We start from the raw sequence: 19,677 nt of genomic DNA, 5'->3' as shown, positions 1-19,677 counted from the left end.
CAACCTGCCCACTTTCTCGCCGCCGATCACTTCCATGCCGCGCGGCCCGCGTGCATCGAAGTTCACGTTGTTCAGCTCCACGTTATCGAACGTGACCTTGGCGTTCGCACGCGTTCAGGCCGGATCGGTCGAAGCCATCACCGTCGTGGCGCCGCTCACCTTGCTCGGGTCACCTGCCATCACCTGGATGCGGCCGTTGTCGGTGTCGACGTTCCTGATGTCGAGGGTCGAGTTGCGCGAGTCGAAGCGGAAGGTGTGCGAGCGCACGCCATTGAGGGTGGAGTCTTCGATCGACACATGCGCCGTGATCGGCTTGCCGCCCAAGGTGACCGCGAGCTGGCCCACGTCATCGGCGTAGATGCCCTTCATCTTCAGGTTCGCATCGCCGTTGATCTGGATCGCTTTGTCGTGCGAGTGGCGGAACGAAGAATTCGTGATCTCCACAGCAGCAGGCCCGGACGGGATGGATTTCGCGTCGAGGCCGGCCAGCTGGGCGTCGCGCGCCCTGTTTCCAGGACCGTCGATCGTGATCATGTCGTCAGGTCCGCCGTGCACGGCGTGGACGTTGTCCACCTTGGCGTCACCCATCAGGTGGATGCCATCGCCCAGGAGTTGCCCTCCGTTGCGCCCGTCGAACTGCACGTTCTTGATCGTCCCGCCAGGCGCCACGATGAACATCGGGTCCTGCGACTCGGCCGTGCCGCCGCCGTTGAGCCCCCGTCCCGCGCGGAAGAGCTGGTTCTTGCCGTCGAAGGTTTCGCCCGGCCCCACGATGATGGGCTTGTTCACCTCGACCTCGCCCGCATGCGGCGGCAACACGGGCCCTGGGCGGCTGCTGGCCGACACCGGGGTGCTCGATGAAGGCGCGCTGCCAGACGGTGCGCTGCTGGGCGGAGCACTGCTTGATGGTGCTGGTGCTGGTACAGGCGGCGGTGGTGGGGGCGGAGGCACAGGCGCCGGATCGGGTGCGGGGGCGGGCGCTTGGTCCCAAGGCATGCCGCCGCCCCCGCCTGCGCTGCCGTCCAGCTTGGAGCCTACATCGGCGGCCGGGCCGTTGGGTTGCATGCCATTGCCGCCCAAGGCCTGCAGCAGCGGCGCCAGGGCCTGCAGCAGCTCTTGCAAGCTGCTCAGCAGGCCTTGGAGCGCATTGCCGTTGCCCATGCCGTTGAACGAAGGTGCCCCCAGGCCCGGCGTGCCGCCGATTTCACCCGGCTGCCCGTAGCCATTGCCGTAGCTGTTGCCGTAGCCGCTCCCGTTGCCTGTGCCCTGCCCGGCACCGCCGAGCAAGTTTTGCATCAGCATCGCCATCATCTGTTGAAAGGGCGAGTTGAAATCCTGAGTTGGTGAGGGCTGTTCCGCCAGGCTGGCGGCGTAGAGCTCGTAGGCCTTGTTGGCGGGGCGCGCCGATGAGACGCCGTCGATTGCAGTGATGGACATGGGGGGTTCTCGAAGAAATCAGCCGGTATAGGCCTTGTGCCCAGGGGTCTGGGCGCCGGTCACCTCGGTAGAGGACGAAGAAGTCAGAACGTCGTTGGGCACGTTGTCGACCGTCACGTTCTCCAGGTTCACCTTCGCCTGGCTTGCGTCGGTGCGCACGACAGCCTCGTCACCATTGCGGAACACCGAGTTCCGGACGTCGATGGTGATCGGGAAGTCCTTGCCGCCGTTGGTGCGCACCGCCTTGCCGAAGGTGTCGGCAGTGAAGCCGTCGATGGACAACGACCCACCGGCATTGATCTGGAAGATCTTGTCGGTCGCGTTGTAGGCACCACCGCCGATGACCTTGACGTTGCCGGGGCCCTTCATCGTCATCGCGTCTTCGCCGACGTCCTTCCACCACACGTCTTTCAGTGTCGCGTCGCCCTTGGTGTGCACGCCGTCGCCGCCTGCAACCTGGACGTTCTGCAGCGTCGCACCCGGCTCGAGAATGAACACCGGCTTCTGCGTCTCGCTCTGCCCGCCATCGCCGAGCGCGGGGCCCGCCTGGTAGAGCTTGCCGCCACCGTCGAAAGTCTGACCGGCCTTGATGACGATGGGCTCGTTGACGACGACGGTGCCCTTGGCCGGCGGAATCTCCGTGGGCTTGACGGAACCGACCGGGCTGCTCGATGACGGTGGGGGCGACGCGTGTGTGCCGCCAGGTGGCGGTGCCGCGGTGGTGCCGGAGTGTTTGCCGCCCGAACCGCCGCTGCCGCCGGCATGGCCGCTGCCACCAGCATGCCCACTGCCACCGGTGCCCGCACTGCCTCCGCCTCCGCCGCCGCTGCCACCCCCACTGCCGCCACCGCTCCCACTGTTGCCACCGCCACCGGCGCCACCCGCACCGCCCAGCTTGTTGGCCAGGTCATTGGCCGCATCGTTGGGTTTCAGGGCGTTGTTCTGGCTCAGTGCCTGCAACAGCGGCGCAAGCGCATTGAAGAGCTCGGTCAAGCTCGCCATCAGGGCCGACAACGGGTTGGACCCGTTTGCGCCGTTGAGGCCTTGTGTCGGGTCCGCGCCGCCGATTCCACCGAAAGGGCTCGTGCCGCCATTGCCGGCGTACGGGTTCATGCCGCCAGCGCCGCCGTAGGGGTTCATGCCGCCGCCACCACCGTACGGGTTCATGCCACCACTGCCGCCGTATGGATTGGAACCGCCACCTCCAAACGGGTCCGCACCGCCACCGCCGTAAGGGTTCGCGCCTCCGCCACCGTAGGGGTTCGCGCCGCCGCCCCCATAGGGATCGCCTCCTGCGTCACCGCCCAGGCTTTGCGCCGCCCCGAGCACCATCTGCATCAGCATCATCATCTGCTGCATCAGAGGCCCGAGTTGTGACGACATCGGCGATGACATCTGCGGCGGCATGTTCGAGAAGCTGTTGGCGTATTGCCAGCGGTCGATCGACCCCGGCCTCGAGATTGCGTCAATGGATTGAATGGACATGTGTGCTCTCCTTGTGGGTGAAACCACCATCGAGGATGGTTCCGATGAACAGGACCGACTGCGCCGGCGCCCGGGACTCCTTCGCATAGCAGCCTAGGAGAGCCCCTGCAGCGGCAGCGTTGCATCGGCGAAGCCGCACGCCACATAACGAAGCAGGCAGGCCGAGATGCCGTTCGTGCGATGCGCCGTGCACCTGGGCCCATCGGCAACGCCGCGCTGCGCGTTCTTCGCGACGCGGTGGACGGCTTCGCAGATCCACCCGCTCGCTGCGTTCGTGCTGCATAGATTGGCCTCATTGCCCCAGGAGGAAATCCATGCAGACGTTCGTCGCCCAGTTCGTCCGATCCACGGGAGAGCAAGGAATGGTTCGCCTCACGGCCGCCAACTCGCTCGGTGCCTTGCTCGAGGTGTTCATCACCCAGGGCGAGGTGTCCATCTTGAGCGTGCAACCACAGCGGCGCGCAGCGCTGCTGAGCGCACCGCCGGCATGGCATGCGCACACGCTCACCCAGGCTTCCAGCCATTCAAGCCTCGCCCCATGAACGCCATGAGCAACCACGAACTGCTGCTGCCTGCCGGCCCCGCGGACACCGCATCCGCAGCAACGCGCGGCGGACTGGCACCCGCCACAGCGGTCTCGATCCGCCCCGCGATCAGCGACGACGTCACGGCCATCACGCGCATCTACAACGACTCGCTGCCCCAGGCCGCGCCTGCGGAGCCGGACGGCGAGGCCCGAGTGCATGGCCGGCGGCTGGCGGCCAGCCGGCTCGCCCCTTTCAACGAGGGCGCGCTCGTGCCGTGGATGGAGCAGCACCGCCGCCTTGGCCGCCCATTGTGGGTCGCCACGGTGAATGGAGACACCGTCGGCTGGTTGAGCCTGCTCGGCTTCTCGGACCGCCCGGCCTGCGGCTATGCGGCCGAGGTGGCCGTGTACGTTGCGGGCGGCCGGTGCGGCCAGGGCATCGGCAGCGCGCTGCTGCGCCATGCGATGCGCGAAGCGCCGCGCTGGCACATCGACCGGCTCATGGCCTACATCTGGCACGACAACGATGCGAGCCGCGGCTTGTTCCGCAGCCATGGCTTTGCAGCCTGGGGCTCACTGCCCGGCGTCGTGTGGGCCGAAGGCTGCAGCCTCGACATGCTGATCCTCGGGCTGGACCTGACGGCCTGAGCCCGAGGGCCACGGGAACCTGAGATGTCCGGCGAAAAGACCGAAGAGCCAACACAGAAGAAGCTCGACGACGCGCGCAAGAAAGGCCAGAACGCGAAGAGCCAGGACGTCAACGCGGCGGCCAGCCTTGTGGGCTTGCTGATCTGCCTGATCGTGACCGGCGACTCCATGTTCGACCAGCTGTCGAACTCGATGCAGCTCGCCTTGCGGCAAGGCGTGCTCGTGAAGAGCGATTCCGAACTTTTCGCCGTGATGACGGAGCTGCTGAAAGCCGGCTTCATCGCCATCTTGCCGCTGGTGGCGACATCGGTGGCGATCGGGTTCGTGGCGTCTTTCGGCCAGGTCGGCTTCAACCTTTCGTTCGAGCCGCTGTCGCCGAACTTCGACAAGCTCAACCCGGCATCGGGCTTGAAGAAGATGTTCTCGGTGCGCTCGATCATCGACTTCCTGAAGATGCTCGCCAAGGCGGTGGCGCTCGGCGCGGTGCTGTGGGAGCTGATCGTCGGCCTGATCCCGCTGCTGGTCGGTGCCACTTATTTCGACCCGGCCGGCGTCGGCGTGCTTGCGTGGAAGTCGATGCTCAAGTTGCTGGCGGCCGGTTGCGTCGTGTTCATCGTCATCGGGCCGGTGGACTTCGGCTTGCAGATCTGGCTGTTCAAGCGTGACCAGAAGATGTCGAAGGACGAGATCAAGCGCGAGCACAAGGAGAGCGACGGCGACCCGCAACTCAAGGGCCAGCGCAAGCAGCTCGCACGCGAGATGGCCACCTCGCCGCCCGAGAAGCGCGTGCCGGGCGCCTCGGTGGTCGTCACCAACCCGACGCACTACGCCGTTGCGCTGCGCTACGAGCCCGGCGAAACGCCGCTGCCCATCATCGTGGCCAAAGGCATGGACGCCGAAGCCATGCGCATCCGCGCGATCGCCGAGCAGTCTCGCGTGCCCATCGTCGGCAACCCGCCGCTGGCGCGCGCACTGCACAAACTCAACGTGGACGACCCGGTGCCCGAGGAACTGTTCGAGGCCGTGGCCGGCGTGCTGCGCTGGGTGGGCTACCTGAAGACGCTGTCGCCCGCAGAGAACACCGGCCGTTGACCGCACCCGCTCCGGACTGAGGCCGGCCGCGTTCTGGCACCGGCGAGTCGGCAAATTTTGCGCCGTGATCGGTTCGTCAAGGAATCATCATATTTGGGTCAGATGTGAAACAAGGCGCCCTCGTACGCTGTGTTGAACGGGCCGGCTGTGGAGGCCGCCCCTCTCCCTGCCGTGCCAGCCTTGACTCACTGCTGCCCAACCATGAACACCGCATATCCAGCCGGGCTTGTTGTGCCCAATGCCCTGCCTCAGGTTGCGTGCGAGCGATTCCCGCTCGGCCTGCACCGAGCGCTTGCGAAGATGACACTCATCGCCGCGCTGTGTGCGTCGTTTGCACCGGCGGCGCGTGCGGCCATGGGTCAGGAGCCCATCGCCTTCAACATCCCGGGCGGGCCGCTCGGCAACGCGCTGATCGAGATCGGCAAGCGCAGCGGCACCATGGTGTCGTTCAACCCCAGCCTGGTCGACGGGCAGACCGCCGCACCCGTGCAGGGCGAGTTCACACCCATGCAGGCCTTCATGCAGGTGCTCGGCTTGAGCGGCCTGTCGATCGACGTGACACCGAACGGCACGGTGACCGTGTTCCCGATCCTCGCGAAGCCGGTGATGAAAGCCAACGCGGCGCAATCTGCCCAGCTCATGCACGAGCCCTTTCCCACCGAAGACCCGCCGCGCTACACGCTGGACCCGGTGCTGGTGGTCGCATCGGCCGGCTCCCAGGACGACGGCCTGAGAGGGTCGACCGCCTCCACGGCCACGCGCACGGACACGCCGCTGTCGGAACTCTCGCAGGCCGTCTCGGTGGTGACGCGCGACGCGCTCGACCTGCAAGGCCCCAACGCCACGACAACGGATGCCTTGCGCTACGTCACGGGCGTCACCGCGCACGTCAACGATTCGGGGCAGGGGTTGGTGCCGTCGCTGATGGTGCGCGGCCTTCCCGCACAGTACTCGCTGTCGGGCATGCGCACGCTGCGCAGCGGCTTGTCGATCGACAACGCGTTCGTCGATCGCATCGAAGTGCTCAAGGGACCCAGCGGTGTGATCGGCGGCACGGCTGACTTCGGCGGACGCGGCGGCGTGGTCAACCTGGTACGCAAGTCGATTGAGACACAGTCCTATGTGGAGCTCAAGCAGGGACTCAGCTCTCGCGACGGCGGCACGCTGCGCCCGGACCTCGACGCTGCAGGCGAGCTCGCCTCCCGCACGTACTGGCGCACCGTGGCTTACGCAAGCCGCAGCGGCCAGACCGACGGCGGCTATGACGCTCAGCACGCCGGTGGCCTGCTCGGCGTGCTGGGCTACCGCGGCACAGACTTCAAGGCAACGCTCACGCTGCAAGCCGACAACCAACGCATCGCGCCGGCACGCACCAGCCGGGGCGGCATGCCCAGCAGCAACGGCTTCACCCCGGTCGCACCGGGCGATGTGGACGCAGTCGATGCAAAAGACGGTCTGCGCTGGCGCTCCAGTGACATCGAGCTCGACCTCAGCTGGCAGCTGTCTTCGCAATGGCGCATGACATGGAAGGGCCGACAGGAAAAGTTGGTCAGCGACCTGAACCACCACCGCTATTGGATCGTCGGAGACGAGACGGCGGCAGGCGTCGATCTGCATCGCCACCAGACCGACGCAAGCGGCGCCGGCATGCAATGGGGGCTGGTCGGCGACGTTGCCACGGGGCCGGTCAAGCACAAGCTCCTGGTGGCATTCGATCTCTCGCGCTGGCGCTCGCAGTTCGGTGACGGGTTCGCAAGCTGGGCCGTCGACCCAGCCACTTACCAACCCGGAACCACACCCTTGCCCGCGACGCCGGACACCGGCGACGCGCAAACCCTGACCACGCGCGACAAGCGCGAACGCAACCGGGCCGTGCTGCTGCAGGACCAGATCCGCTTGGGCAACTGGATCGCCCGGCTCGCGGCTCAACGAGCCGAGTCGCCCGAGTATTACGACATCGTTCCCCGGCAGGGACCCAGAGTCACGAACTGGGACGCCGGCCTGCTGTACCAGATCACGCCGGCGGCCTCGGTGTATGCCGGTACGCAGTCCTCTGCCGAGGTCGACGGCCGGTCCGCAGACCTTCAACTCTTCAACGGCACCGAAGCACCTTTGCGCAAGCTGCGCCAGACGCAAGCCGGCACCAAGCTCGAACTGCTGGAGCGGCGACTGGCCCTGACGCTCGAAGCCTTTCGGCTGCGGCAGCTCGACACGCTGCAAACCTCCTCGCAACTGACTGGCAACGGCGTGTTCAGCATTCCCGGCCGTTCCGCCAATGGGATGGAGGCCGAGCTGTCGGGTCGGGTCACACCCGCGCTCGACATGAACCTCGGCCTGAACTTCATTCGTGCGCATGAGGTGGTGCCGGGCTCTGAGTCCGAGGCGCCGCAAGCCATCGAGGTACCGGCAACGGGTGTCCCAGCGCGCTCCGTGTACCTGCTGAGCCGCTATCGGTTCTCCAGCACAGAACCGTCCCGCTACAGCGTGGGTCTCGCGTTCCGCGCCTACTCTTCAAGCTGGGCCGTTCCGCCGAATCCGTCTGTCGGTCCGGCGCAGCTGCGCCTGCCGGGCGGTGCACAGCTCGACCTGTCATGGCTGCGCGCGGCAGACGGCTGGTCGCTGGGCGTCTCGGTCGAGAACGTGTTCGACCGCCAGCTCTACGGAACGCAGTCGGCGCCGGGCTACATACCGCTGCAGCCTCGACGCAACCTCGGCGTCACCGCCAGCTTCATGAATTGAAGCGCCACGCGCGGCCGGTCAAGAGCACCGGCTGGCCGCACCTCGGCTTGGTCATGATTCATTCACGAATCGCTGCATCTTGGGCAGAGCGTGATGACTGCGTCATCGAATGATCATCGTTGCGAGAGAACTTGGTCGGGCTGAACTCCTACGCTGTGCACCGAGTCGGCCGTGGTGTGGGAAACAGCTTCTTCCCAGCGATGCCGACCTTGATCCCCTGCAGCGAAGCCATGAACACTGCAACGCAAGACGGGCATGCCATGCCCGAGGTCTTGACCACCGATGCCCTGCCGCCGCGCCGCCAGATCAATGCATGGCGTGATGCGATCGTCGACGCACACGAGCTGGCGGACATCGCCGCCATCTGCTTGCCGGCGGGCCTGCACAAAGCGCTCGCAAAGATGGCCGTGGTCGCCGCTCTTTGCGCATCGTGTCCGCCACCGGCTCTCGCCCTCATGGCGCAGCAACCCATCGCGTTCAACGTCCCGGGCGGGCCACTGGGCAACGCGCTGATCGAGATCGGCAAGCAGTGCGGCACCATCGTGTCGTTCAACCCGAGCCTCGTCGAAGGCGTGGCGGCTGCGCCGGTGCAAGGCGAGTTCACGCCCATGCAGGCCTTCATGCAGGCGCTCAGTGCAAGCGGCCTCTCGATCGACGTGACGCCGAACGGCGCAGTGACAGTGCAGCCACACCTTGCCGCGAAGCCGGCGGCAAAAACGACGACCGAACAGCCAACCTCTGTGGCACGCGAGACGCCACCGCCCACCGAAGACACGCAGCGAGAAGCACCGCAGGACACGCCCGTCTACGAACTGGACGCGGTGCTCGTTCTCGCCTCGGCCGAGGCATCCCACACAGACGGGTTGAGAGCGTCGACCTCCTCGACGGCCACGCGCAGCGACACGCCTCTCTCGGAGCTGCCGCAATCCGTGTCTGTGATCACCCGGGACGCGTTGGACCTGCAAGGCCTCAACGCCACCACGACGGACGCGTTGCACCACGTGGCCGGCGTCACCGACGTGGGCGAGGGAATGACGCCCTTGCTGATGGTGCGCGGCCTCCCTGCGCAGTATTTGCTGTCGGGCATGCGAACCACGCGCAGCGGGCTGTCCATCGACAACGCCTTCATCGAACGCATCGAAGTGCTCAAGGGCCCAAGCGGCGCCATCGGCGGCGCGGCCGAGTTCGGCGGGCGCGGCGGCGTCGTCAATCTCGTGCGCAGGTCGATCGAGACACAGGCCTTCGCAGAGGTCAAGCAAGGGTTCAGCTCTCGCAACGGCGGCACGCTGCGCACCGACCTCGATGCCGCCGGCGAACTGGCACCACGAACCTATTGGCGCGCCATGGCGTACAGCAGCCACACGGGCCGCACCGACGGTGGCTACGACGCGCAATACGCCGACGGCCTGCTCAGCGTGTTCGGCTACCGCGGCGCAGACTTCAAGGCAACGCTCACCTTGCAAGCCGACAACCAACGCCTGGCACCCGCCCCGAACAGCCGAGGCGGCATGGAGCTCGCGGACGGCACCTACTCGCCTGTGCAGCCGAGCCACTTCGGCGCGATCGACGCCACGGATGGGCGGCGCTGGCACTCCACCGACGTCGAGCTCGACCTCAGCTGGCAGCTGTCGGCGCAATGGCGCATGACATGGAAAGGCCGCCACGAGCGCGTGGACAGCGACTATCGCCGCCACTTCTACTGGACCGACGGGGACGAAGCAGCCGGCGTCGACCGAGTGAGCGACCGGACCGTCGCACGCAGTCTGGGCATGCAATGGGGGTTGCTCGGCGACGTGACCACGGGGCCACTGAAGCACAAGCTCCTGATGGCAGTTGATCTGGACCGCGGACACGCGCAGAGCGATCTGGGATCTGCGAGCTGGGATGTCGATCCGCACGCCTTCGAACCCGGAACCACTCCCTTGCCGGCGGCGTACTACGAAGACAGCGAACCCACGGCCGTGCGGGTACACAAGCGCTCCATGCTGCTGCAGGACCAGATCCACCTGGGCAACTGGATCGCCCGCCTGGCTGCGCAGCGCAGCCGGTCATCGGAGACCAACTCCTACTACGGTCTGGAAACGCAGGAGCCGAAGGTCACGAACTGGGATGCCGGCTTGCTGTACCAGATCACGCCCACGGTGTCGGTCTATGCCGGCACGCAGTATTCCGCCGAGGTCGATCTCCGGGGCACCGACTACCTGCTCTATGACGGTACCGCCGCACCGCTGCGCAAGCTGCGCCAGACGCAAGCGGGCACGAAGCTGGAGCTGCTGGACCGCAGGTTGGCGTTGACCTTGGAAGCCTTCCGCCTGCGCCAGCTGACCACGCTGCAAAGCTCCGCCGAACTGCCCGACACCGGCCTCTTCACGCTCCCGGGCCGATCGTCCAACGGGGTGGAGGCCGAGTTGTCGGGGCGCGTCTCGCCCGCGCTGGACATGCACCTCGGCCTGAACTTCATTCGCACCCGAGACGTCGTTCCGGGGCCTGACTCTGCGCCGCAGCAGGGCGTCGAATTGCCGGCGGCGGGTGTCCCCAAACGCTCGATGTACCTGTTGGCGCGCTATCGGCTGCCAGGTGCCGAGCCGGCGCTCGACAGCGTGGGCATCTCGTTTCGCGCCTACTCGTCCAGCTGGGTCTTGGCACCGTATCCGGCCATGGACCCAGGGCAGCTCAGCCTGCCCGGCGGCGCACAGCTCGACCTGTCGTGGACGCGAGCGACCGAGCGCTGGTCACTGCGCCTCTCGGTCGAGAACCTGTTCGACCGCCAGCTGTACGGTCCCCAGTCCGAGCCCGGCTCCATACCGCTGGAGCCTCGACGTAGCTTCTGCATCGCGACCACTTTAGCGTTCTGAGTGCGACCGGCGCGACCCGTCGCGAACGCCGCCGTCATCGTCGAGGACCCGACCGAACTTCGCACCAATAAACATCATTTCATGCCAAGGACGATGCGGTAGCTCAGTCCTGGGCACTATTTCGGTGCCACTCAAAAGGACACCGACATGACCCGCATCGACACCGCCAGCACGTCCTCTTTGCACGAACACACCGTGCACATCCACGACGAGGGTGCATCTTCGCCGCCCCCGACGAAATCACCGGACAGCAGCCTGCCGGGATTGAAGTCCCAGAGCAACCCGATCCCCGAGTCTTCGGGCTCGCCGACTCGTCGCATGAGCAGTGTGCCGAAGAACAACGAGACAGGCAGCGTTGAAGAGATCGGGACGACATCGCCTGTGAGCCGGGAGTTGACGGTCGTCGAGAACGTGAGCCGGACCGAGCGAACGGCCACCTTGGAACGGTTGCAGTCCAAGATCGAAACGGCTACGAATCGTGAGGTGAATACCGACGTGGCGGCGCAGCTGGTCAACAGCTTGCGGCTCACGGGACCGGGCGCACATTCCAGCGGGAGCCCAGCCGCCGCCGCGACCAATGCGGACCTGATGAAAGGCATCTCGGATGACCACGTCAAACAGTGGTACAGCGCCCAAGGGCTGAGTGATCAGGACGTGAGCGCACTGCGCCGCTCCGCCCTTCTTTCCGGGTTGCCCAACCCGACCGGCAGCTTCGCCACCAATGCCGTTCAGTACATCGCAGCGCCCTTTGTCACCCTCGCCGCAGGCACTCCTTGGGCAGGTACCGGACTCGGCATCGCGACCATGCTGGCCACCCCGGCGGCGAATGCCTTCCAGCAGTCAGCGGTGGTAGCACTCGGTGAGTCGATCCGCGAACATGGTGGCCCGGTCATCGCCAATAGCAAGGCCAGCATCAACGACAAGCATTGGCTTCCCGAATTGTCGAAGGACCTTCAGCAGCAGGTGGATCAGTTCAGCGCCTTGCACAGCGAAGTGAGCAACACGCTGAGCCGGCTCGGCCTCGCTCGCGCCGACGACCACACCGAGGCCACCCTCATACCCCTGCTCGAGGCACTCCCTCCCAATGACCTGCAGGAGCTCCGGCAACAAGGAGAGCGGCTGCTCAACGCCGAAGCAAAGCTGCACGAGACGCAACGCAATTTCCTCATGACTCAAGGCGCGCACGAGCGGCAATGGAGCGGCAACAAGTGGCAGGCCATTCCGCGAACCTTGCGCGCGCCCGTCGCTGGACTGACAGGCCTCGTGAGCAAGACCGGTCCGTCGCCGTCGGAAGCCCAGTCACCAGCCAGCGCGCCGGCGCCTGGGCCCGCCGCCGTGGCGACGGCCGCAGCCGGCCTGGCCGCGAAAGTACTGTCGCCGACCATGCAGACCGTTGCCGCAGTGGTCATGACGGTTGGTCAACACGTAGCGGCCGGCTTCGACGAAAAAGCGAAGCAGGAATACAACAACAAGCTGAACCTGCTGTACGGCGATCTCTTCACCGACGGCGGCAAGGAGAAACTCGCGCGCGGCGAGCCGGTCGATGGTGGGGACATCGACGCCAAGAAACTGCGCGGCTTCACCCAATCGCGGGAGCAATCCCTCGTGAAGCATGTCTCGGCAGAGTTGGGAAGGCAGATCAAGACCATCGACAGCCAGCTCAATCCTCCTGCGGATACACCTTCAAAGCCGCTGTCTACAGAGGCCAGGGCCACCCTCCAAAGTCTTCATGACTCGCTGTCGGCAGACGCGGCCAAACTCAAGGACGGAAAGCTCTCGGAGCTGAGTTCCGGCGGCATGGCCGAAACCTTGTTGATCGCGTCTGACAAGTCCGTGCTGTCGCAGCAACTGCTGCAAGACGTGAAGGCCAAGTACACCATGAAGGAGTTTTCTTCACAGACCATCCAGCGCGCCGGCCAGGCGTTTCACCTGGGAGTACTGGGAAGTGCGGCCTCCTCGGTCATCGGCAAGGTGGTCTCGGCCGCCAGCGGAGGCACGAGGAACGCGCCGACCGGACAAACGGCGGGGATTGCCGTCTTGTCGGGCGGCATGGCCTTCGTGGGAGCCAAGAACCAGCACACAGCCATCTCCGTAAAGAACAACCGGCGGGAGTCGGACGCCAACATCAGCGCATGGACACAGTTCAAGCGCGGCGTGGGGGGCGGTGCAATCGAATACTTCGCTCAACGAAGCGGCGAAAAGGCGAGCCGCGACATGAACGAGAAGCTGGGCCAAGACTCCACTGGCGCCACGCTGCAGTTGGCAAAAGCCGTTCAGGGGCATTTCGGCTCCGTACCGCTGCCCGAAAACACGGCACACGTGATGAGCCTGGACGAAGCGGCTCAGCAGCTGCACCCTGGCCACGCCACTCCGGCCGGAGCCGGGCACGTCGCCATCGACATGGAGTCCCTGTCCCCGAAAAAGGGCGATCACGTGGAGTCATCCTCGGCAGGCCAGGAACAACCCGTGCGAGATCAGCCCGCCTCGGCCTCGGACAAAGGCAAGGCACCCATGGTCGACGACGGCAAGTCGGCGTGATCGCAGGCGGGGCGCCAAGGCGCGCCCCATGAACGGCACACCGCAAGCAGCACGGGCGCTTCGTTCAAGCAAGCCGGCCTTCGCATGGGCGCTGCGCTGCTCGCCCCGGCCCCCTAGATTGAACGCTTCGAGGCGGTAGCCGGCCATCGGGCCGCCCGCTGCACTCCTGGAGACCCCATGGCATTCCGCTTCAACGCCACCCTCGGCAATGACCTGACGATGGCGGCGCTGGTCGTGTCCATCGTCGCCTTGATGATCCTGCCGCTGCCCACGCTGGTCATCGATTCGCTGCTGGCCTTGAACATGGCGGTCAGCGTGCTGCTGCTGATGACGACGCTGTTCATTCCGAACGCCGTGGCGCTGTCTTCGTTTCCGTCGCTGCTGCTGTTCACCACGCTGTTCCGCTTGTCGCTGAACATCGCCTCCACCAAGGCCATCTTGCTGCACGCCGACGCGGGCCATGTGATCGAGGCCTTCGGCAACCTGGTGGTGGGCGGCAACCTGGTCGTGGGCATCGTGGTCTTCATCATCATCACGGTGGTGCAGTTCATCGTGATCTCCAAAGGCTCGGAGCGCGTGGCCGAGGTCGGCGCCCGTTTCACGCTCGATGCGATGCCCGGCAAGCAGATGAGCATCGATGCCGACTTGCGCGCCGGCCTGATGACCGGCGACGAAGCCAAACGCAAGCGCGCGATGCTGGCGATGGAAAGCCAGATGCACGGCGGCATGGACGGCGCCATGAAGTTCGTCAAGGGCGACACGATCGCCGGCCTGATCATCACGATGGTGAACCTGCTCGCCGGCATCGTCGTTGGCGTGCTCTACCACGGCATGACGGCCGGCGAAGCCTCGAACCGCTTCGCCGTGCTCTCCATCGGCGACGCCATGGTCTCGCAGATCCCTTCGCTCTTCATCTGCGTGGCGGCGGGCGTGCTGATCACCCGCGTGGCCGATGAACACGAAAAGAAGCCGCGATCGCTGGGCCAGGAGATCAGCGCGCAGCTGACGCGCACCCCGCGCGCGATGTACCTCGCAGGCGCCCTGACACTGGCCTTCGCCGCGGTTCCGGGTTTTCCGACGCTGCAATTCATCGGCTTGGCAGCGGCGCTGGCCGGCGCAGCGTACATGCTCGGCAAGCGCCAGCGCAAGGAAGAAGCCAGCGCCATCTCCAAGCCGATCAGTGCGCTGCACCGCGAGGGCGGCAAGGGTGAGGCACCGGCCATCCTGCAGAACCCGCCGCACTTCGCCAAGCCCCTGGCGATCCGCATGTCTCGCCCGCTGGGCGGGCTGCTCGAGGCCGACCGCCTGGACGATGCACTCGAACGCGAGCGCCACAAGCTGCAGGCGCATCTCGGGCTGCCCTTCCCAGGTGCCGCGATGTGGGTGTCGTCAGACCTGACGGAACACCGCTTCGACGTGCTGCTCAACGACGTCCCGGTGAGCCAGGTGGCGGTGCCCGGCCGTTTGCTGTTGCTGACCGACACATCGTCACCTCTCGCCGCGAATGCACAGCGCCATGGCCCGCTGCTCGGCCAGGAGCAATCGCTGTGGCTGCCTCTTTCCGCCGTGCCGGAGGCCGAACGCGCCGCGCGCTGCCTCGACCTGGAGCAGGTGATTGCCGCGCAGGTGTTCGGCGTGCTGCGCCGCCATGCCCACATGTTCATGGGCGTGCAAGAGGTGCAGTGGGTGATCGACCGGGTGGCGCCCGAGTACCCCGGGCTGGTGGCAGAAGTGCAGAAGATCCTGCCGCTGCAGCGCATCGCCGAGGTGCTGCGGCGACTGCTGGAAGAACAGGTGCCGATCCGCAACGTGCGCAGCATCTTCGAGAGCCTGATCGTCTGGGGCCCAAAAGAAAAAGACATGCTGCTGCTGACCGAATACGTACGCGGAGACCTCGGCCGCTACCTGGCCTTCGAGGCGTCGGCAGGGCAAGGCCACCTGTCCGCGATCCTGCTCGACCCGGGCATCGAGCAGGCCATTCGCCAATGCATCAAGCCGACGCCTGCCGGCAACTACCTCGCCATGCCGCCCGAGAACGCCATGGCGCTCACGGAGCGCATCGCCGAGATCGCGGGCGATGCATCGCAGGGTGTGGCGCTCGTCACCTCGATGGACATCCGCCGTTACGTGCGCAAGATGATCGAGGCGCGACTGGACTGGCTGCGCGTCTACTCCTTCCAGGAACTGGGCAGCCTCGTCGAGCTTCGGCCCATCGGCCGCGTGAGCGCCTGACGAGCCACGCGTTGACGCCGGGCCTCCATGTCTCGCACCGATGCTCGCCGGCCGATCCGCTTCCTGGCGGTGTCGGAACTCGCGCAGTTGGCACCGCAGTCGCAAAGCGACAACCACGTGGCGATGGCGCAGTCGGCCGATCGCTTTCGCCGCACGCTGAGCGCGCCGCTGCGCCGCGGCAGCATCACCGCGCCGAGTTCTTCGCCCGCCGCGCCGCGAGAGTCGTCTGCTGGCAGCGCATCGACGACAGGCTCTGCACTCGGCGGGCGAGCACGCGACACGCCGCAGCGCGCCGGCACCGCGCCCACCCGTTCTGCCAAAGACCCGCAGGCCGTTCTTCGCGCCGCACCGCTGCAGGCCACATCACCCGCGTTCTCTGCGGAAGAGGAGGAGCCTGACCGCGTCGACGACGCTGACGCACTCGGCACCGGTGCTGCCCTCACCACCGCAGAAGACGCCTGGCCTGATCAGATGGCCAAGATGATTGCCGGGCTGTGCACCCGCGCCGACCCGGCCTTCGTGACCTGGACTGTCACCGTGCCCATGGACCCGCAAGTGCTGCCGGACACCGAGCTGCGGCTGCACCTTTCGCCCCACTGGCTGTCGCTTCGCTTCGCCACGCAGTCGCAGCGGGCGGCCCGCCTAATCTCCTTGCATCGGCCGAGGCTGCAGTCACAGCTCGAGCACATGGCGAACTTGCCTCACGGGATCGACATCGAGGTCATATGAAAGTTGAGGAGTCGGTGAAGCCCAGGCCTGCAGTGCGCGTGACGAGCATCGCGCCACGCCTGCCGTCGATGCTGCCGTCGGTGGCCCGCGCCGCACGCGTCGGCTTCGATCGCCGCTTCGCGCCCTGGCTGGCCCGCGTGCTGAACCAACCACCGAGCCGCGTATTCGGCGGCCGGCCACGCACCGAGCGCCTGTCGATCGACCTCAACAGCGCCTACGGCAGCGCCGACGTGGCGCTTGATCCGCAACTGTGGCCTGGCTTGCAGATGGCCACCGAGTTGCCCGACACCGACCTGGCCCGCGACGTGACCGCCGCGCTGCTCGCCCCACTGCTCGCACGCTTGACCGGCGTGCTGCCCGGTGTCGAGGTGCGCGCCGTGCGCCGTTACGCACCGCAAGCGGTGACGACCTGCGACGTGCCCGCCATGGCGTCGGGCCGTGGTGACCTGGCGCTCGTGCGCCTGGACACCACGCTGGCCACGCACCTGGAGACGCAACTGCGCCAGGGCGTCGCCTCCGATCTCGAACCACTTCGTGCCCTGCAGGTGCCCACACGCCTGCGGCTTTTCGAGCGGCGCCTGAGTTCGCAACGGTTGCGCGACATCGCTCCCGGGGATCTCGTTCTGTGCAGCCCCACACAGCGCGCCGGCACACGCTGGCGCGCCTCTCTCTCGTTCGGATTGGGAATCACCATGCAAGCACACGCTGACGTCGACGTCGAACAATCCCGGGTGCACGTCACCGCGGCGCCGCGCCTCGTCGATGAAGACGCGGCCTCGTCGCGCCACGGCGCGCCGCTCGACACCGACGGGCTGGCCGACCTGCAGGTGCCCGTCGCGTTCGAGATCGACAGCGCACGTGTCAGCTTGGGCGAACTCGCGGCCTTGGGCGAAGGCTCGGTGATCGAGCTCGATGTGGCCCTGCTGGACGCCAGCGTGCGCCTCGTCTGCCATGGCCAGACGCTGGGCATCGGCCAACTGGTGGCGATCGGCGACCAGCTCGGCGTGCGCATCCGGCGCATGGGCCTCGCTGCGGGCAAGGCCACGCAAGAGCAAGCGAGAGGAGAAGCATCATGATGCCCTTGCCAAGTGCCGATCCGATCTCGCTGTTCCTGGTGATGGTGGCGATGGCCGTGCTGCCGTTCGCGGCCATGGTGGTCACGTCGTACACCAAGATCGCCGTGGTGCTGGGGCTGTTGCGCAACGCCATCGGCGTGCAGCAGGTGCCGCCGAACATGGTGCTCAACGGCATCGCACTGATCGTCAGCTGTTACGTGATGGCGCCGGTGCTGATGGAAGCCTCGGACCACATCCAGCTCGCATCCGGTGCCAACGCGCCATCGAACGCGCAGCAGATCATCGGCGCGGCCGACGCGGCGCGTGAGCCCTTCCGCCGCTTCCTGGAAAAACACGCCAACGCGAACGAGAAAGCGTTCTTCCTCAAATCGGCCGCCGCGGTATGGCCACCCGAACGAGCACAGCAGCTGAAGAAGGACGACCTGCTCGTGCTCGCACCGGCCTTCTTGCTGACCGAGCTCGCCGCGGCGTTCCGCATCGGCTTCCTGCTCTACCTGGTCTTCATCGTCATCGACCTGGTGATCGCCAACGTGCTGCTTGCGATGGGCTTGTCGCAGGTCACGCCGACCAACGTGGCGATCCCTTTCAAGCTGCTGTTGTTCGTGGTGCTGGACGGCTGGTCGAAGCTGATCCACGGGCTCGTGCTCACCTACCGATAGGCCGGCACATGCACTACGAAAACATCATCCGGCTCACCTCGGAAGCGCTCATGATGTGCCTGCTGCTGTCACTGCCCGCGGTGGCTGTGTCGGCCATCGTCGGCCTGCTGATCTCGTTCGTGCAGGCCGTCACCTCGCTGCAGGATTCGAGCATTTCCCAGGGCGTGAAGCTGCTGGCCGTGACGGTGGTCGTGGCCCTCTGCGCTCCGTGGGCCGGCGCCACGCTGCTGCGGTTCGCCGACAACCTGCTGGGTGCGATGTTCCAATGAGCCACACTCCGATTCGCCATGGATCGACAGCTCATGCTGCGGCCACCCGGCACGCCGAGCATGAGCCGAAGCACACCGCGAACCAGGGCCACGCGAATCCCGGCCACGGGCAATTCGGCGGTTATGTGTTCCGCCACCCGCGCAACGGCCCACCTCCGGCGCCGCGGCGGCCCGTGCCACTGCGCCCGCGGCAGAGACCACGCACGGCGCAGAACGGCGCTGCGGAACACGAGCCGGAGCAGTTCGACCCATCGGCGACCCTGTCGACCCGCACCGGCGCCATGGATGAAGACGAGGGAACTCGCGGCGCGAACACGGACGGCATGCCCGATGACGCTGGCCACGACCAGACAGGGCAGCGTAGATCACGATCGCGGCCGCAGGTGCGGTTGATGCCCGAGCCGACACCGTCGGCCAAGACGCTGGAGACGGTGCTGGAGCAAGTCTGCGGCTCGCCCGCGCAAGTGCTTTGCAGGAGCAGCGACACGAATGCTGGAACAGGCGCCGGTACGGCCGGCACGGAACACGTCCGCGCATTGCTCGAGGTTCTGCAGGCGATCACTCCTGACGCGGCCACCGGCGACACGAAGGCATCCGCCCAGGCACTCCAGTTGACGGCGGTTCGTGCCTACCTGCGCAGTCGCGAGCGAGGTACTTTCATCACGCTCGAACGCGTCAAGCAGGTGCTGGTAGAAAAATCGGAAAGCAAGGGCTCCCAAAGCGCACGCACCACGCCAGCCACTCCCATCAGCGAGAAGGAACAGGATCGCCACCTGCTGCTGCCGCTCACCCTGCTCAACGCAGATCGGCCCAGGCTCGACGAGCAGCGCGACCAGGCGTGCGACCGCCTCGAGCTGCTCGGTTCATCGCGCCACATGCAGGCGACGCGTTCATGAGCTACGAGCGCTATCAATCGCTCATCGGCGAACTGTGCGAGGCCACCGGCCTGCCGGACACGGCGGCGGTACTCAAGCGCGGCACGATGGAGATCGAAGGCTTCGAAGTCCAGTTCGCCAACTTCGAGAACGACCCGGGCGCGATGTACCTTAACTTCTACTACGGCATCGTCACTGCCGGCCGCACGCTGCGAATCTTCCGCTTGCTGCTGGAAGCCAACCTCAGCATCTACGCGCAAGACCAGGCACAGCTCGGCCTCAACGCAGACACAGGCGGCATCGTGCTGATCGTGCGGGTGCCGATGAGCGATTCAATCAACGGCACATGGCTGGCGGAGACGCTCACCCACTACGCAGAACACGGCCGCTACTGGCAGAACAACATCTTGAGCTCCACAGACGAGATGTTCGCCGGCATCTGCGCCGGAGACTATTTCTGGATTCGCGCGTAGTAATTTCGCGCAGCCGGTAATCGGGTTTGCAAATTCGTTCGCCG

15 protein-coding genes are annotated in these 19,677 nt (G+C 66.2%); 13 read left to right on the top strand and 2 right to left on the bottom strand.

The window, feature by feature from the left end:
* Positions 1-114 precede the first annotated feature (114 nt).
* Both AC1DYS_RS21310 and AC1DYS_RS21305 read right to left on the bottom strand, forming a co-directional pair.
* A complete protein-coding gene (locus tag AC1DYS_RS21310; protein WP_477902852.1) occupies positions 115-1,437 on the bottom strand; it encodes a pectate lyase in 1,323 nt (440 codons plus the stop codon).
* An 18-nt stretch (positions 1,438-1,455) separates the two neighbouring features.
* On the bottom strand, positions 1,456-2,922 hold the full coding sequence (locus tag AC1DYS_RS21305) for a pectate lyase (RefSeq protein WP_477902850.1): 1,467 nt from the start codon (positions 2,920-2,922) through the stop codon (positions 1,456-1,458).
* Between the two features lie 314 nt (positions 2,923-3,236).
* Between AC1DYS_RS21305 and AC1DYS_RS21300 the strand changes: the two genes are divergently transcribed.
* The 13 genes from AC1DYS_RS21300 to AC1DYS_RS21240 all read left to right on the top strand — a co-directional run bounded on the left by AC1DYS_RS21300 (position 3,237) and on the right by AC1DYS_RS21240 (position 19,633).
* On the top strand, positions 3,237-3,464 hold the full coding sequence (locus AC1DYS_RS21300) for a hypothetical protein (RefSeq protein ID WP_477902848.1): 228 nt from the start codon (positions 3,237-3,239) through the stop codon (positions 3,462-3,464).
* A gap of 5 nt (positions 3,465-3,469) precedes the next feature.
* Complete coding sequence (locus AC1DYS_RS21295; protein ID WP_477902846.1) at positions 3,470-4,096, top strand: GNAT family N-acetyltransferase; 627 nt, start codon at positions 3,470-3,472, stop codon at positions 4,094-4,096.
* 24 nt (positions 4,097-4,120) lie between these two features.
* Positions 4,121-5,188 carry a type III secretion system export apparatus subunit SctU gene (sctU, locus tag AC1DYS_RS21290; RefSeq protein ID WP_477902844.1) on the top strand — a complete coding sequence of 356 codons (1,068 nt, stop codon included), beginning with the start codon at positions 4,121-4,123 and terminating at the stop codon, positions 5,186-5,188.
* Positions 5,189-5,488: 300 nt separating this feature from the next.
* Complete coding sequence (locus tag AC1DYS_RS21285) at positions 5,489-7,927, top strand: TonB-dependent siderophore receptor (RefSeq protein ID WP_477902842.1); 2,439 nt, start codon at positions 5,489-5,491, stop codon at positions 7,925-7,927.
* Positions 7,928-8,157: 230 nt separating this feature from the next.
* Positions 8,158-10,782 carry a TonB-dependent siderophore receptor gene (locus AC1DYS_RS21280; protein WP_477902840.1) on the top strand — a complete coding sequence of 875 codons (2,625 nt, stop codon included), beginning with the start codon at positions 8,158-8,160 and terminating at the stop codon, positions 10,780-10,782.
* Between the two features lie 147 nt (positions 10,783-10,929).
* The gene (locus AC1DYS_RS21275; RefSeq protein ID WP_477902838.1) at positions 10,930-13,320 is read left to right on the top strand and encodes a type III secretion system effector protein; all 2,391 of its coding nucleotides are present in this window, start codon (positions 10,930-10,932) and stop codon (positions 13,318-13,320) included.
* A gap of 177 nt (positions 13,321-13,497) precedes the next feature.
* Complete coding sequence (gene sctV, locus AC1DYS_RS21270; RefSeq protein ID WP_477902836.1) at positions 13,498-15,552, top strand: type III secretion system export apparatus subunit SctV; 2,055 nt, start codon at positions 13,498-13,500, stop codon at positions 15,550-15,552.
* A gap of 27 nt (positions 15,553-15,579) precedes the next feature.
* Positions 15,580-16,281, top strand: coding sequence for a type III secretion HpaP family protein (locus tag AC1DYS_RS21265; protein WP_477902834.1), 702 nt, complete (start codon positions 15,580-15,582; stop codon positions 16,279-16,281).
* Positions 16,278-17,357: a type III secretion system cytoplasmic ring protein SctQ gene (gene sctQ, locus AC1DYS_RS21260; protein ID WP_477902832.1), complete on the top strand. Its 1,080-nt coding sequence runs from the start codon at positions 16,278-16,280 to the stop codon at positions 17,355-17,357. Before AC1DYS_RS21265 ends, sctQ begins: the two co-directional genes overlap by 4 nt.
* 41 nt (positions 17,358-17,398) lie before the next feature.
* Positions 17,399-18,016, top strand: a complete 618-nt coding sequence (sctR, locus tag AC1DYS_RS21255; protein WP_477903287.1) for a type III secretion system export apparatus subunit SctR — start codon at positions 17,399-17,401, stop codon at positions 18,014-18,016.
* Between the two features lie 8 nt (positions 18,017-18,024).
* Entirely contained in the window at positions 18,025-18,285 is a 261-nt protein-coding gene (gene sctS, locus AC1DYS_RS21250) for a type III secretion system export apparatus subunit SctS (protein ID WP_047483383.1), read from the top strand.
* On the top strand, positions 18,282-19,181 hold the full coding sequence (locus AC1DYS_RS21245; protein WP_477902830.1) for a hypothetical protein: 900 nt from the start codon (positions 18,282-18,284) through the stop codon (positions 19,179-19,181). Before sctS ends, AC1DYS_RS21245 begins: the two co-directional genes overlap by 4 nt.
* The gene (locus tag AC1DYS_RS21240; RefSeq protein ID WP_047483379.1) at positions 19,178-19,633 is read left to right on the top strand and encodes a CesT family type III secretion system chaperone; all 456 of its coding nucleotides are present in this window, start codon (positions 19,178-19,180) and stop codon (positions 19,631-19,633) included. The genes AC1DYS_RS21245 and AC1DYS_RS21240 overlap by 4 nt, the downstream gene beginning before the upstream one ends.
* Positions 19,634-19,677 lie beyond the last annotated feature (44 nt).

The organism is Rhizobacter sp. P2_G4 (genome assembly GCF_056403575.1).
This window is presented reverse-complemented; position numbering and strand designations above follow the sequence as displayed.

Coding starts and splice junctions, on each gene's coding strand:
- AC1DYS_RS21310 (WP_477902852.1), bottom strand. CDS start 1,437: ATGTCCATCACTGCAATCGACGGCGTCTCATCGGCGCGCCCCGCCAAC.
- AC1DYS_RS21305 (WP_477902850.1), bottom strand. CDS start 2,922: ATGTCCATTCAATCCATTGACGCAATCTCGAGGCCGGGGTCGATCGAC.
- AC1DYS_RS21300 (WP_477902848.1), top strand. CDS start 3,237: ATGCAGACGTTCGTCGCCCAGTTCGTCCGATCCACGGGAGAGCAAGGA.
- AC1DYS_RS21295 (WP_477902846.1), top strand. CDS start 3,470: ATGAGCAACCACGAACTGCTGCTGCCTGCCGGCCCCGCGGACACCGCA.
- sctU (WP_477902844.1), top strand. CDS start 4,121: ATGTCCGGCGAAAAGACCGAAGAGCCAACACAGAAGAAGCTCGACGAC.
- AC1DYS_RS21285 (WP_477902842.1), top strand. CDS start 5,489: ATGACACTCATCGCCGCGCTGTGTGCGTCGTTTGCACCGGCGGCGCGT.
- AC1DYS_RS21280 (WP_477902840.1), top strand. CDS start 8,158: ATGAACACTGCAACGCAAGACGGGCATGCCATGCCCGAGGTCTTGACC.
- AC1DYS_RS21275 (WP_477902838.1), top strand. CDS start 10,930: ATGACCCGCATCGACACCGCCAGCACGTCCTCTTTGCACGAACACACC.
- sctV (WP_477902836.1), top strand. CDS start 13,498: ATGGCATTCCGCTTCAACGCCACCCTCGGCAATGACCTGACGATGGCG.
- AC1DYS_RS21265 (WP_477902834.1), top strand. CDS start 15,580: ATGTCTCGCACCGATGCTCGCCGGCCGATCCGCTTCCTGGCGGTGTCG.
- sctQ (WP_477902832.1), top strand. CDS start 16,278: ATGAAAGTTGAGGAGTCGGTGAAGCCCAGGCCTGCAGTGCGCGTGACG.
- sctR (WP_477903287.1), top strand. CDS start 17,399: ATGGTGGCGATGGCCGTGCTGCCGTTCGCGGCCATGGTGGTCACGTCG.
- sctS (WP_047483383.1), top strand. CDS start 18,025: ATGCACTACGAAAACATCATCCGGCTCACCTCGGAAGCGCTCATGATG.
- AC1DYS_RS21245 (WP_477902830.1), top strand. CDS start 18,282: ATGAGCCACACTCCGATTCGCCATGGATCGACAGCTCATGCTGCGGCC.
- AC1DYS_RS21240 (WP_047483379.1), top strand. CDS start 19,178: ATGAGCTACGAGCGCTATCAATCGCTCATCGGCGAACTGTGCGAGGCC.